Source organism: Algoriphagus sp. 4150, assembly GCF_031457395.1.
GTDB lineage: Bacteria > Bacteroidota > Bacteroidia > Cytophagales > Cyclobacteriaceae > Algoriphagus.
Genome location: NZ_JAVDWS010000009.1, coordinates 31,516 through 44,891 on the forward strand (window position 1 = coordinate 31,516; position 13,376 = coordinate 44,891).

Consider the following 13,376-nt stretch of genomic DNA (forward strand, 5'->3'; position numbering starts at 1 on the left):
GATATAATATATGCGAGATTCCATATGGCCTTTAAAAGATAAATTATAATCATATGAATTACATAGAGACCCACGCACATATTTATTCTTCCAAGTTTGATTCCGATCGGGATCAGGTGATTCAGGCTATCAGAGATGCGGGTGTAGAGCGGGTTTATATGCCCAATGTGGATGTGGAGACCATAGAAGCAATGCTGGCTTGCGAGGAGAAATACCCTGACTTATGCATTCCAATGATGGGGTTGCATCCCTGTGATGTGAAGGAGGATTTTCATGAGCAGCTGGCTATTATGGAAGACTGGCTGAATAAGCGTCAGTTTGCCGCTGTGGGAGAAATCGGACTGGATTTGTATTGGGATAAGACGTTTTTTGAGCAGCAGAAAGAAGCCTTAAAGGTCCAGATCAATTGGGCGAAACAGAGAGATTTGCCTATAGTACTACATTGTAGAGATTCTATGGATGAGACCATAGCGATAGTGAAGGAAGAGCATGACGGTAAATTGAAAGGAATCTTTCATTGCTTTACCGGAACAGCCGATCAGGCCAGGAAGATTATTGACATGGGTTTTCTGCTTGGGATCGGTGGAGTAGCCACTTATAAAAACGGCGGATTGGATCAGGTTATTCCTGAGATTGGCCTTGATCATTTGGTGTTAGAGACAGATGCACCATATCTTTCTCCGGTACCATTTAGGGGAAAAAGGAACTCTCCGGCCTATTTGCCGATTATTGCAGAGAAAATCGGAGATTACCTTCAGATTACGAAGGAGGAAGTTGCTCTCAAAACAAAACAAAACGCCCTTAACCTATTCCGTGAGATTGGATCATGAATTATAAAATAGTACGATTAAATACGGCACTTCGCACCAGTAAAACTTCTTCGGTGCTTATCATATATACAGGAGGAACCTTAGGGATGGCCTACGATGACAGCGGTGCACTTGTGCCGTTCAATTTTGGCCAGATTCTCGAGAAAATCCCGATTCTTTATACCATGGATATTGCCATTACGGTGATTTCATTTCCTGAGCCGATTGATTCATCCAATGTCACTATGAGTCATTGGAAAGACATGGCCTATATTATCTATGAGAATTACGACAGTTATGATGGGTTCGTTGTACTGCATGGTACAGATACCATGGCGTATTCGGCTTCTATGCTCAGCTATATGCTTCAGGGACTTAACAAACCTGTGATATTCACAGGAGCTCAGTTGCCAATATCCGCGATGAGATCCGATGCACGTGAAAACCTGATGACCTCATTAGAAATAGCCACAGCAAAAATCAATGGAGAGCCTATAGTGCCCGAGGTCTGTATATTCTTCAACCACCTTTTGCTTCGGGGAAATCGATCCAAAAAAGTGCAAAGTGTACATTTTGATGCCTTTGAATCAGAAAATTATCCCCCACTGGCTGAGTCTGGAATCGTGATTGATTACAATACTCAGGCTATTCGTCCCTTAGAAACCCATAAGAAATTGGTGAATAGAAATTCATTGGACAATAATGTGTTGATACTTAAGTTGTTTCCAGGAATCACTCAGAATGTGATAGATGCCACACTGAATATAAATGGACTTAAGGCAATTGTCTTGGAAACCTATGGTTCCGGAAATAGCCCCAGTGAGGAGTGGTTTATGAGTTCCCTGCAGAAAGCGATCAAGAAAGGCATCATTATATTAAATGTGTCCCAGTGCAATGGCGGACGTGTGATTCAGGGCCGCTATGAGACCAGCAAGGAATTGCTGAATGTGGGTGTAATCAGCGGAACGGATATGACTACCGAAGCAGCTGTGACTAAACTGATGTTTTTGCTTGGGCAGGAAAATAACCATTCAGATATTATAGAGAAGCTGAAAGTGCCTTTGGCAGGGGAAATGAGTGCTTAAATCCTGATGCATAGTCCGGATTAAACACAATTTCATCGGCTATTTTCCGGTATTATTTGGAAACGGCATTAATAATAATTTTCTTTGCACTCCGATTCGGGGTATTGAGTCGGAAAACAGTCTAGAGAGGTGGCCGAGTGGCTGAAGGCGCACGCTTGGAAAGCGTGTATACTGCAAGGTATCGAGGGTTCGAATCCCTTCCTCTCTACATGATAAAACCCTAACTGTCTGAAATATTGATGGTTAGGGTTTTTGTTTTTAATAGGGGTGTAAATTGGGGTGCGATTGTATGCGGATTATGATAACATCAAAAGGATGCTGAGATATTATATCGTTTCAGTTATGCTGGTTTGTAGTTTTTGAATAAATCTGCTATAGCGCCTGCCGCTCCCGGGGTGCCACTGGTTTCGGAAGACATTTTCCTGTTTGGCTTCCATCCTGTTTCTGCGGCTACTTGGTTTCTTTTGCCCAGATTCTCAAAAGCCCCAAGGCTATTAGCTGTGTCAATCCCCTGTTGTAAGGGGCCAAGTATATTCTGGATTGACTGATTTCGATTAGCACGGTTTTGCTGCCCCATGTTAAATAGCCCGCCCAGTGCTCCTTGATACTGCTGCATGTTACGCTGTCGCCAGAAATCACCTGCTTTGCTCAGATCGGCATAAGCGCCGGCTGTAGCCATGTTGTTTTTGCCCATCATGGCAATTCTAGCTTCGTCCGTGAGTCCGTTGATGTTGGCAGTAGTATTGATTTGATTGTTCATGTCCTGCTGATTCTGCTGAATCTGAGTGGAAGCCCCCATTCCTTCTGCAGAATCAAAGTAGCTCTGTCCTAACTGTGATTTGAACATTTCTACCAGTTGGGACTGGCTTGCAGAGGCTTTTTCTTCCTCTCTTTTTCTTTTCCCACTTCCTATCAAATTCGAAATGCCACCAATTACGGACGGAAGCGCTGCTGCTATTAATGGAAGAGCCATAAATTCTTGGATTTAAGTTAAACAAAAAAAAGCCCGGCCGGGACGAATCCTAGCAGGGCTTTTGCCTAATTATATGCATGTAATTTAATCAATACTCATTGAAATACATAGTGCTTTTTTTGTCTCATAGTCCTGCAGATGGCGGAATGTCTTGTATTATATTTATTTCTAAATGTAAATTATAGGCAAGTTCTGTCCATCATTTCATCTGGTTCAATTAGTGTAAATTCACAGCCTTTGGATCCACAATGATTTAAATTGATCTTTCATAGATAATCGTTTTAATAATTCAAAAAACAACTTTAAATCAGGTTGTTAGGTAGTTTTCGACTATGAGTAAATACTATCCAATTATCAATTACTGCAATCAGTACAACCACAATAATTCCATAGTTTTTGTGCAATTCTTTGGCTGTAAAGTAGTTAGTTTCATCATAATTCTTCATTTTAAAAAACTCAGGTTCGCCAAACAGAATGTAATGTTCTCTTGTAAACCACCACTCCAGTCGATAAACTAATAAGTATATCGCACCACAAAGAAGTAGCTCCCTTAATAAATCTATCAGCCTTTCAATTTCTTTATCTTCCCACTTCATCCAGTCTATTGATGAGATGTAGAGGTATCTTGGAATCATAAAAGCTGTGATGACAAGTCCAGCTATCATAGGGGCCTTAAACGCCTCCACCTCAAACACTATGAAGTACGCAGAAAAGGAAACTAAAGCGATCCAAACAGTCTGGCCTATCTTAAATCTCAAAAAGTGGTTTCTCATACTGGTCGTTTATCAACGTTTAACCTTAACAAATGCCATCAATATCAAAATAATCAATGAGAATGGTAGGTGGTTCAATTGGTTTGCTTAATTCCTCTCGTAGGGACTCCATATAGTCAAACATATCCCAGTCTAACCGGATATTTGCTTTCACCAAATCTGAAACCTCGTTCTTGGGTTCTTTTTTCTCTTCCATTTGGCTTAATCATTTACCTATTCTATCTCCTTTATGATTATAAATCCACCCAGTTTTTGTATCCAAAATCATTAGATCCTTGGCATGAGTGTATCTGTTGGCTTCTCCATACCAATAAAATAGCACCGAAAAAACAGCCAAAGCAATCCATAGGAATGTCCGGACTTGTTTCAGGTGACTTTCATAAATTTTGCTCCTATGATGAAATGATGCTACTTCAGCCATATCAGGATCAAAGAATCTAGGACGATTTGAATGAATGTTTGATTCGTTCATGTCTAATTGTTTAGGTGGCGTGAAATCCTATTCTGTACAGTCTGCATTTAAGGTAAAGATTTTTTCCTTATAGGTTCGACCTTGGTTCGACATTTTTTTGACCTCTAAAACCTCCTGAAAATTCGATTTTCCCCCAGCCTTATATACTTGATTTATAGATTCGTTTTAAATACCCGATTTAAGTACCTGTATTATATACTCGTATTATAGGTTCTACCAAAAAAAGACGCATGGTTCTACACTTGGTTCGACATTGCTTCGACCAAAAAAGAGCGCATGGTTCTACACTTGGTTCGATAAAAAAGAAAGCCTTATAGGTTCTCCTAAAATTTGTTTAAAAAAAGCGACTAATTCCGAAAAAAAAAGCCGCTCGATTCGATAATACTATGTTGGAAATCATTGAGTTTCTGAATCGGTATCTTGTTGGGTTTTCTTCCATTTTTCAAACTCCTGTTTGGCTTGGTCTTTTGCAGACTGGTCTTCCTGCTTTCTATATTCTTTCGATTTCTTATATTTTTTTTTCATGATCTCCAGTTCCAGATCCTTTTTGGATAGAGTGAGGGAACAAACAATGCCTCTTGTATTTCCTGATGGTCGAACAACTCCATAGCTGCTCTCCAATGTATCAAAAAGCTTTGTTTTTATTTTGGATTTGTTCTTTAGGTGTTTTCGAATTATTGGTGGGATGCTTTCATCTGCCAGAATACTGTCGCTACCCGCCATTCGGGACACCAAATATTCATTTGAAATGTTGAACTTGATTTTGTCTTTTTGTACAATGCTCTTCAAACCCAAATATGCCAGCAGACAAACCAAATCAGCCTCTGACCTGTCTTTAAGGAAGAACATCATGAAAGTGTTTATGTGGATGCCTGTCCACACATGCTTTACAGATACAAACGAATTGTACAATTGTTCACCTCTCACTTCTACGTGTTCTGTCCAATCCACATAGTGATTATGCTGGTATGATTCGACAAATTCTTCTATATCCTCGAATACTGCCTCTTCAGAATACACCATCTTGAATACGGCATAACAATAGATGTTTTCAAGACATTTGTTGTGGTTTTCCAAGAATCCTTTCAATAAAGCTATTGGAAAATCAAGGAATCTGTCCTTATCCTTCATTACTTCGCACCTCCACTGCTTTGAAAAACATGTATATAAACCCATCCATATTTCGTGCAATGAGATAAATCCCTCCAGCCTGTTCAATCCGTTCCTGATACTGCTTTTGCTTATCGCTTTGTTTTTCGCCCTTTGTCGCCTTCACTTCTATTTTGATGCTTCGACCTGCCCATGTAGCAGAAATGTCTGCCGTGCCATCCGTTCCGGCTCCTTTGACCCATACTGGCTTTCCGTCCCGAATCAATTGCCTGCCCATACTGTTGATGCGCTCTGCATGTCCTCCAATCACCTCAAAAAAGGCAATGATAGACTTGGTTAATTCGTTTGCGTTGTTCTCCCTGAATACGGGTTTCTTCTTTGCGTGTGGAGGAATTGACGGCCTGTCTTGATATTGTTTCTGTTCGACTAGGCGCACAAGTTGCTTAAGTGGTGCTTCAGCGGAATTTCGATCCCATTGTATTGATGGTAGTTTCATTGAATCAGTTGGTTTTTTTGAAAGATTGACTGACTGTTTCCTGTTTCCTGATTTCCCTTCTTTGATTGATTGTTTGCAATACCTGTTTAGGAGGATTGCCGGTGATGTTGAGTTCCTGAATCACCTTTGTGATAGTGTTGATCCGCTTGCTTCCTTCCGGATAGTATGATTTAAACATGTACAGCCTGAACATAGACCTGTCAGGGCTGAACTGAATCAATACAAGACTTGTGATTGTCTGGCCGTCTGCAAATGATTTCAAATCTCCATAATACCAACCCTGCATGATTGTTTTTCTGATCCCTGTCAATGCCTTCATGTACCCGGCATTATTCTGAAATGTGAGTAGGAAATCAGCATGGATTTTCGCTTTTAAACAATGATCCAATTGTAACTGAACCGGGATTGATCCTACAGGAAATGAAGGCTGTTCATAGTGCTCTAAATCCTGTTTGTACCAATTACCTATTCCAATTGCTCGATAGTTGACTGGATTGAAAATATCCGTATCTTCGGTTTGTCTTTTCCCCAAAGAGACTTTAGCGGAGGTCTGATTGAATAGTTTCATCTGGATCTTCGCTTTTTGCTTTCCAGAGCCTCCAATACTTTGTCCAGGTCATACCGGACAACGGATCCCACTTGAATAAATGGAATACGACCTTCTTTCCTCCACTTTGAAAGCGTTGGACGTGTGATACCCAGCTTCGCCATTAGCTGGTCAGTGTCAAGAATTGATTTTGGTTGATTTTCTAAGTTGATCGCATCAGGATGTTTGAGGTCGATCAATAATCCTTCAATGTTTGCTAGCCGTGCATCGAGGATTGCGAATGGATTTTGAATGTTCATTTCTGCAATTGTTTAATGTTGCAGAAAGGTTATTCAGGTTGTAAGTATGGAACCGGTTCGAACCAGTTCCAAAAAATCATTCTTCTACCGTCAGCCGTGATTCTAGAATTTTCATTTCATCTATTGCACTCTGTTTCTTGTCTTCCGATAGGTGCTTAATTGCCCATTTGTATTCATCAATTCGGTTTAGTTTCTGAACTTGGGACTCTAATTCCTTGCAGTTTCCGTTTCGCCTTATCAGGTCAGTGAAAAGTGAAAAGGTTTTTTTCAGCTTATTGCCGTTTTTATAGCCGTATTCACGAGCAATTTTATCAAAATCATGATTGTAACTCTTTCTGCGCTCGAAAAATAGTAGAAGTGCTAGTTTGTCAATTGTCGCTCCTTCCCTGTAACTATTTGAATTTGAGGCTTCCGACTCACCATAATCAATCCCACTTGTCACCTTTCGTATTATCTCACGTAACTTGAAATGGAAAAAGTCCACGACTTTGGTAGGATCGTCACACTCAATCCCTAATCCTGCAATGGAATACCCCATCAAATGCTCATTTTCTGGCCTATTGCGGTCGATTTCGTCCCGGTTCTTAAAGTACGAATCCTCGATCAGGTCGAGTTCAGTCAATGCTTTTTTAGGCTGGTTTTTCTCCAAAAAGAATTTGACCATTTCTTCAATTTTCAGAAGGTTAAAGTTGTAAGGGTATCCGTTACTGTTTTCCATTGTCTTTCCCCAAAGAGTTGATTCGATTTCAGTTTAAAAGTCAAGTTTTGTCAAGCTCAAAGAATTGATTGACAGTTGATCAATGTCAACGTTTGTAAACATTGATCAACTGAAAACCATCTGCAAAATGTCGATTTTTGACAACATTTGGGATGGTTTAAGTAATCAATGCAAAAGTCTATTCCTCCACAATTGATTTGACTTGACGATCCATTTCGTCACAGGCCAATTGATCTGCAGCTTGACTGATTATTTCGGACAAGGTTGTGATAGAAAATGCCTTATCCGAACTGTATCCGTTTGTCTGCATTGATTCAGCAACTTCCGATTGCGCATCAGAAAGATTTTTGATTGCAAACAATGCTCCAGCTGTGTCCGAGAATTTGAGTTTGATTTCGATCATGATTTTAGTGTTTAGATGTGAAGTTTTGTGTAGTTCAAATGTTGCGTTTTGTAAAGTTCTGATGTCAGCTTTTGTCAGCTGTAAATGTGGTGTTTTGACCAGTTTTCGCTCTTCCTAGATTAACAATTGTCAATATTGAAAGTTAGGTTTTGTTAGGTTTTAACCTGTTTTCATAATCTCTGTTTTGCCCCATACTCGCTCCATTTCGCTTATGCTGTGTACTCTGCTCAGATTCACATATCGTTTGAAGCTGGCGTATGACTCATGGCCTGACCACTTCATGACTGTTTCCACGGATGCCCCACGTTCCAAAGACAATGTGCAGAACGTTTTTCTGCCAGTATGGGCTGATACAAGCTGATGTTTGGGATATACGTTACGAATAGGTTCAGCACCTTTGTACCGGACTATTTCAATCGATTCATCGATCCCTGCAACCTGGCAAACCTCCTTGATGTATTTAGATAGTTTTGGATTAGATATTTTCGGTAATGGTTCAGCCAGTTCACGGTACTTGTCCAGAATCGAAAGAGAATCTGGGTTCAATGGAATTTCCCATGGCTTACTGCCCTTCTTCATTGTCAGCTGAATTGTGCTTCCTTTGATATGTTCTCGTTTGAATTGATCATAATCCGAAAAACGCATACTGGTAGCACAAAGAAAAATGAAAATATCCCTAGCCTTTTCATGTCTGCTTACACCTTTCAAGTCAGCTGCTTTTAATGTTCTGTATTCTCCTTCAGACAGGGTGATTACTTCTAGTTTCTGTCTCTTAATTGTGAAGTCTCTGTATGATTGGTTTATTTCAAATCCATGCTTTCTAGCATAGCCTAAAAGTGTTTTGAGTGTACTGAGTTGCTTTGCAATCGTGATATTGTTCAATGATGTCTTATGCTCGATAAGGTAGTTTTGAAATTCTTCGAAAAGGGAAAGTCCAATCCTGTCAAACGTCACCTTAATGTTAGACCATGCTTCGAAGTCCTCTAAATGCTTTTTCAATTGTGAATAGACCCCTAAGCTTCGTTTTGCCCTACTTGCTTTGTTTCTCTCTATGTATGTGTCGATGAAGTTTGTAACTGTTTGGATTACATACTTCGGTTTTTCAATCGCCTTTGTGCCGGTTGATGGCTGGCTTTCTTGATACTTTGAAAGAATATCCTCCGCTGTGTAGGGCTTATCGCTTATCCTAAATCCGTCTTCGATAAAATTCAGCCTTGACCTGATTTTTTCCAAAAGTCCATTTATCCGGTCAATGTCGGATTCCATTAAAAAGGCAGATGGCATGTTTGATCCGGAAATTTTAAAAAACTCCTTTTTGCTTCTGTAAATGGCTTTCTGATTGGATTTGTCCCAGTTGGCTGGATGAGTGCTTAATTCAGTAGCAATCCGTTTTCTCTGTTGTGAAATTGACACCATACATGAAATCGGTGCTTTGCCTCCTTGGTTCAGTTTATCCGTGCGGATCTCGAACCTAATAGTAAGTTTTGCCATCTTTTCCCCTTTTAAGATGAAACTAAGGTAAGTAAAAAATAAATGGGGTGTTATTTGGGGTGCATATTTATTTTATTCCGATTGATTTATCTTGCTCTACATTTTATAAATCCTATTCATAGTTACCTAAAGATACTTATTGAATCAACAATTATTTAAATCAATAAAAAAGGTTCGAATCCCTTCCTCTCTACAGGATAAAACCCTAACTATCTGATTTATTGATAGTTAGGGTTTTTTATTTTGAATCAGTAGCGAAATCAGTAGCGATTTTGAGGATCAGTCTATTATTGATACTGCTCAACAAGCTATGGGTGGATCACCTTTTTTATCTCCCCAATCAGAGCTTTCCTCTAAATCTATCTCTTTCCCCATCTCACAAAATGAGCGGTAAAGCTTTGAATTTGATTTCCCCAGCTTCCATTTGCAGTGCTTCTTTGTAATTTTAGCCTATCATTTTTAAAATTCTCTTTTGCTTTTTTATTGGATAGATTTTAAGACGACCATCACCAGAATAGTTTCAAAAATCTGGAAAATGAAGGATAATCGGTATTCTACTTAAAGAGAGTTCAAATGGATCAAATCAGCCAATTCGTCTCACTTGTATTTCAAGCCCAGCTAATCGCAGCCCTGCAATTTCATTTTTTAAAATCCCTGCATCCTCAATATTGGGTGTAGTGAAGACTAATGAGGCATTTGGATAAGTATTTCCGTATTTACTTCCAATTTTGTAGGTGTTTGCTAATTCCAAAATTGACGCTTTATCATCTTGCTCCAATCTTCTGCCTGTGAGAATTATATCATATTGCCATCCATTTGAGTTTTTAAAATTCTCTTCTCTTTTAGAGATATTATTTAAGCTTATTAGTTGATTTGAAATTTGGTCCATTTTATCCATTAAGTATGATTCATATGGTGATTTTTCGACCTCCTTCATAATTAAAGCCCTTACTCCTCTGTAAATAGGATTGTCTTGGTTAGGATCAATATTTTCATAAGCGGCCTTCAACTTGGGTTTCAATTCTTCTGCGCCTTTCATAGTATCATCATAAAAAATTGTTCTTTCAGTCATTATGTCAAATGGTAAAATAGTGCCGCTCTCAGCTAATGTAATAACAGGAAGTTTTTTAGCATGACGGACTGCAAGCTCATACATTACATTCGGGTTAAGTCCCGTCAGGTTAGCTACTACAATTTTTGACTCTAGTAACCTCTCAATAATTTGATCAGTAATTGAGCCACTTGAATTAATGTTGTGAGATGCTTCAACGGTAAATCCGAACTCTTTAAAAACAGGCATTATAACAGAATGAATTAAGCCATTTGTTTTATTCCATATTTCAGAATTTGAGACCCCAATTGGAGTAATTACGAAGCAATATTTATCAAACATCTTAGTATCAGTTGGGGTGGCATTTTTCGTCATGGCAATTTTTAAAATGAAACTAGTATTTCCTATTTAAAGCTGACTTCTCAACGAATATATCGAGACCAGCAAAGTTGTTTATTTGACATTTTACTATTCTATTCGCTCATATGTTGTTCTAGAGTCACTTTTAGTGATCCATACTTTATAAGTATTTTCATCAGGAGTCGTTAATTCCCTATATCCTAACTTTTTCAGTTCTTTCAAGAACCTCTTAAAAACCATGTAAGATCGACTGGTCAGAATAGCACCGCCCTTTTCCGAAATCCATATTCTGATGTTCTCATCTTCAACAGCTTCACTTTTATTATAAACTTTTACCCATTCGAGAAAAATCTCTGTCATTGCTTGAATGAGGATCTTTGATGTTTTAGAAACCCTATTATTGAGTAGGTTCATAAAAATCCAACCAAAAAGCCCCCCCCCAATTGCTACTAGAGCAGTAACTACAACTCCTACGGCTGTCCAGAAATTAGGATTTTCAGGTTTTGTTAAAGTTTCGAGCATTGATTCCATATTCTGATCTTGGCTTTAGAAAGGTACTTTTATTTATCTATGAGGAAATATTCAAATGAGGAACTTCAATGTTTAAGGCTTCTGCCTTCTTTCGAATCTCTAGTAACTCTTTCTTTTTGATTGTTTTGATGAAAGTTCTAGATCGATAGCAATTTCCATTTGATAAATCAATTTTGATATTCTGATCTACAATATGAGCATGTGGATTTGATGGAAAAGGATCCTGATCATATCTATGGATATGGAGAACAAATCCAGCTGCTTTAAACTTAGCTTTAGTTGAAAAAAGCATATCACGATCAAAACTCAGATCTATTTCAAATTGATGATCAAAAGATGTGAAATCAAATTCCTTTAAATACTTCAACCCGCTCTCAAATTTGATATCAATATCCCACAAATCTAAAGGATGCTCAAGACTATATTTGTCACCCAAAATCATGAATAACGCATCAAATATTTTTTCTCTTGAAACATTTTTGCCACAAGCACGAGATATTTCGATTCTCCAATTCTCTAAGTAATCATCAAATTCTTCAATTGTTAGACTCATAATGCGTTTCAATTAAATTTTACCTCCCCACAATCCTCTCCTCGTCTCCATCATAGCGGTACTTCACCACCTCTCCACTAATAATTAACCCGATCACCTGCTCTATCACTTCATATGGAGCAATAAACCATTCTCTCGGAGTAAATCTTTTCCCCTTTTCGTCAAACACGTCAATGTTAAGGCAGGAAGAACCGAAGAAATTATGGATCAGTTGTTCGAATTTCTGGGTGTTCATATTATAGCATTTCCATCCTGCGATATATTCCACCTCAGCCATTAAGTAGGTTGGCTCTTTGACCGCATTTTTAATCCGTTCTTCTATCGAAATTTTAGAATATCCGATCTTATGGAGGTTTTCATCCTTTTGGATTCTCGCACATTCGTAGGGTTAGAGAAGTACGAACCACACAAAGCAGTTTTGCTGGATCTTGGATATTGTTCTGTGATTTAGTGAAGATTTGACCCGATAGCCAACTGATATAATTACCGCAAGATTATAAAATGCAACGGGTTTATCTGAAGAAGCAATATGCATTTTTTGCATATTGCTTCTTTCGTCCAATTCACCTTCCTTAAAAATTTTTCTAATGTGTCTTGAGATAACGGATTGATCTCTTTGAAAGAGTTCAACAAGTTGTTCTTGCGAAAGCCAAACTGTTTCCTGCTCAAACTTTACCTCTATTCGGGTTTGGCCATTAGTAGCTTGGTATATTTCGATTTGGTTTTCCATTATTAAAGCTAAATTTAAAATTTCACCTAAGAATTCCCGAATTCTGGTCAAAAAAGAGTTGAAGGGAGTTAGTTGGCAGCGGGATTTTTTTGATCAGTAGCGATTTTGCTTGGATTTGTAAAGGATAAAGAGAGAATTTCTTCCGAATTGTTGTATTTGCTTGCCGAAATAGTTCTACTGACTTAGTGGTTGCTTTTGGATAATTGTTCAGACAGGTGTTGATTTTGTGCGGGGATGGTGTCTTCCGCGTTGTCTTTGCAAGTTGTGTTTTTGTAATACAAATTCCTGTTGGAATTTAGCCCCCTAGAAACGATACTTGCCTATGAGAGCTCCGTTTCCGTAGCAATCAAAGGAGGCATAAACCTCTCAACTCGGTTTAATTAAACCAGAAACCAGAATGAAAAAATATAGAAAAGAAGACAAGGAAAAAATAATTAATATTTTGGTTGATTCATTTGAAAGAAATAAATCCATTGACTTTGTAGTTGGCAAATCCGCAAAATCTAGACGGATATTAATGGAATACAGCTTAGAAAATTGTTTGGAAAATGGGGAGGTTTTCATTTCCGACTCTGGCAATTCCTGTGTACTGCTTAAGTATTCAGAACGTAAGAATAAACCACTAAAGCTTTGGTTTTTGGATTTGAAGCTGGCACTCTTGGGAATGGGTCTGTCCAGAATACCCAAGGTTTTAAAAAGAGAGCGGGTCATTGAAAAAAAGCAACCTGAGCATGTGTTTTTATACCTCTGGTTTATTGGTGTCACACCGGAATTTCAGGGTAGAGGGGAAGGATCGGATGCTTTGACTTTTGTTCTTAATTTGGCAAAAGAACAAAACCTGCCTGTGCGCTTGGAAACTTCCACTGACGTAAATTTTAAATGGTATGAAAGCTTTGGTTTTAAGGTATACGAATCATCTGCAGAATTTGGCTTCCCTTTTTATTTTTATAAAAGGGAGTTCTGAAATGACGTTCT

Annotated in this window: 18 protein-coding genes and 1 tRNA gene; 4 read left to right on the forward strand and 15 right to left on the reverse strand. The window is 38.5% G+C overall.

Features of this window, described 5'->3' with window-relative positions:
• Positions 1-53: 53 nt before the first annotated feature.
• The 3 genes from J2X69_RS12805 to J2X69_RS12815 all read left to right on the forward strand — a co-directional run bounded on the left by J2X69_RS12805 (position 54) and on the right by J2X69_RS12815 (position 2,102).
• Positions 54-830: a TatD family hydrolase gene (locus tag J2X69_RS12805; protein ID WP_310103820.1), complete on the forward strand. Its 777-nt coding sequence runs from the start codon at positions 54-56 to the stop codon at positions 828-830.
• Positions 827-1,894 carry an asparaginase gene (locus J2X69_RS12810; protein WP_310103822.1) on the forward strand — a complete coding sequence of 356 codons (1,068 nt, stop codon included), beginning with the start codon at positions 827-829 and terminating at the stop codon, positions 1,892-1,894. Before J2X69_RS12805 ends, J2X69_RS12810 begins: the two co-directional genes overlap by 4 nt.
• A gap of 123 nt (positions 1,895-2,017) precedes the next feature.
• Positions 2,018-2,102: transfer RNA gene (locus tag J2X69_RS12815), tRNA-Ser, on the forward strand.
• A gap of 132 nt (positions 2,103-2,234) precedes the next feature.
• Here J2X69_RS12815 and J2X69_RS12820 read toward each other — a convergent pair.
• The 15 genes from J2X69_RS12820 to J2X69_RS12890 form a co-directional block, all read right to left on the reverse strand.
• Positions 2,235-2,867, reverse strand: coding sequence for a hypothetical protein (locus J2X69_RS12820; protein ID WP_310103824.1), 633 nt, complete (start codon positions 2,865-2,867; stop codon positions 2,235-2,237).
• A gap of 302 nt (positions 2,868-3,169) precedes the next feature.
• Positions 3,170-3,640 (reverse strand): hypothetical protein, encoded by a 471-nt coding sequence (locus tag J2X69_RS12825; protein WP_310103825.1) that lies wholly within the window; start codon positions 3,638-3,640, stop codon positions 3,170-3,172.
• Positions 3,641-3,845: 205 nt separating this feature from the next.
• A complete protein-coding gene (locus tag J2X69_RS12830; protein ID WP_310103827.1) occupies positions 3,846-4,112 on the reverse strand; it encodes a hypothetical protein in 267 nt (88 codons plus the stop codon).
• Between the two features lie 396 nt (positions 4,113-4,508).
• Positions 4,509-5,243, reverse strand: coding sequence for a hypothetical protein (locus tag J2X69_RS12835; RefSeq protein ID WP_310103828.1), 735 nt, complete (start codon positions 5,241-5,243; stop codon positions 4,509-4,511).
• Positions 5,233-5,718: a hypothetical protein gene (locus tag J2X69_RS12840; protein ID WP_310103829.1), complete on the reverse strand. Its 486-nt coding sequence runs from the start codon at positions 5,716-5,718 to the stop codon at positions 5,233-5,235. The genes J2X69_RS12835 and J2X69_RS12840 overlap by 11 nt, the downstream gene beginning before the upstream one ends.
• 4 nt (positions 5,719-5,722) lie before the next feature.
• Complete coding sequence (locus J2X69_RS12845) at positions 5,723-6,286, reverse strand: hypothetical protein (RefSeq protein WP_310103831.1); 564 nt, start codon at positions 6,284-6,286, stop codon at positions 5,723-5,725.
• Positions 6,283-6,564, reverse strand: a complete 282-nt coding sequence (locus tag J2X69_RS12850) for a helix-turn-helix domain-containing protein (RefSeq protein ID WP_310103833.1) — start codon at positions 6,562-6,564, stop codon at positions 6,283-6,285. Before J2X69_RS12850 ends, J2X69_RS12845 begins: the two co-directional genes overlap by 4 nt.
• Before the next feature lie 76 nt (positions 6,565-6,640).
• Positions 6,641-7,282: a hypothetical protein gene (locus J2X69_RS12855; RefSeq protein ID WP_310103835.1), complete on the reverse strand. Its 642-nt coding sequence runs from the start codon at positions 7,280-7,282 to the stop codon at positions 6,641-6,643.
• Between the two features lie 178 nt (positions 7,283-7,460).
• The gene (locus J2X69_RS12860) at positions 7,461-7,685 is read right to left on the reverse strand and encodes a hypothetical protein (protein ID WP_310103837.1); all 225 of its coding nucleotides are present in this window, start codon (positions 7,683-7,685) and stop codon (positions 7,461-7,463) included.
• 159 nt (positions 7,686-7,844) lie between these two features.
• A complete protein-coding gene (locus J2X69_RS12865) occupies positions 7,845-9,176 on the reverse strand; it encodes a site-specific integrase (RefSeq protein ID WP_310103838.1) in 1,332 nt (443 codons plus the stop codon).
• A gap of 583 nt (positions 9,177-9,759) precedes the next feature.
• Positions 9,760-10,569, reverse strand: a complete 810-nt coding sequence (locus J2X69_RS12870; RefSeq protein WP_310103839.1) for a hypothetical protein — start codon at positions 10,567-10,569, stop codon at positions 9,760-9,762.
• Positions 10,570-10,695: 126 nt separating this feature from the next.
• The gene (locus J2X69_RS12875) at positions 10,696-11,118 is read right to left on the reverse strand and encodes a hypothetical protein (RefSeq protein WP_310103840.1); all 423 of its coding nucleotides are present in this window, start codon (positions 11,116-11,118) and stop codon (positions 10,696-10,698) included.
• A 37-nt stretch (positions 11,119-11,155) separates the two neighbouring features.
• Positions 11,156-11,671 carry a hypothetical protein gene (locus tag J2X69_RS12880; protein WP_310103841.1) on the reverse strand — a complete coding sequence of 172 codons (516 nt, stop codon included), beginning with the start codon at positions 11,669-11,671 and terminating at the stop codon, positions 11,156-11,158.
• A gap of 19 nt (positions 11,672-11,690) precedes the next feature.
• Entirely contained in the window at positions 11,691-12,041 is a 351-nt protein-coding gene (locus J2X69_RS12885; protein WP_310104098.1) for a GIY-YIG nuclease family protein, read from the reverse strand.
• An 18-nt stretch (positions 12,042-12,059) separates the two neighbouring features.
• The gene (locus J2X69_RS12890) at positions 12,060-12,401 is read right to left on the reverse strand and encodes a hypothetical protein (protein WP_310103844.1); all 342 of its coding nucleotides are present in this window, start codon (positions 12,399-12,401) and stop codon (positions 12,060-12,062) included.
• Positions 12,402-12,798: 397 nt separating this feature from the next.
• On the opposite strand from J2X69_RS12890, the gene J2X69_RS12895 reads away from it, so the two are divergent.
• A complete protein-coding gene (locus J2X69_RS12895; protein WP_310103846.1) occupies positions 12,799-13,365 on the forward strand; it encodes a GNAT family N-acetyltransferase in 567 nt (188 codons plus the stop codon).
• Positions 13,366-13,376: the final 11 nt, after the last annotated feature.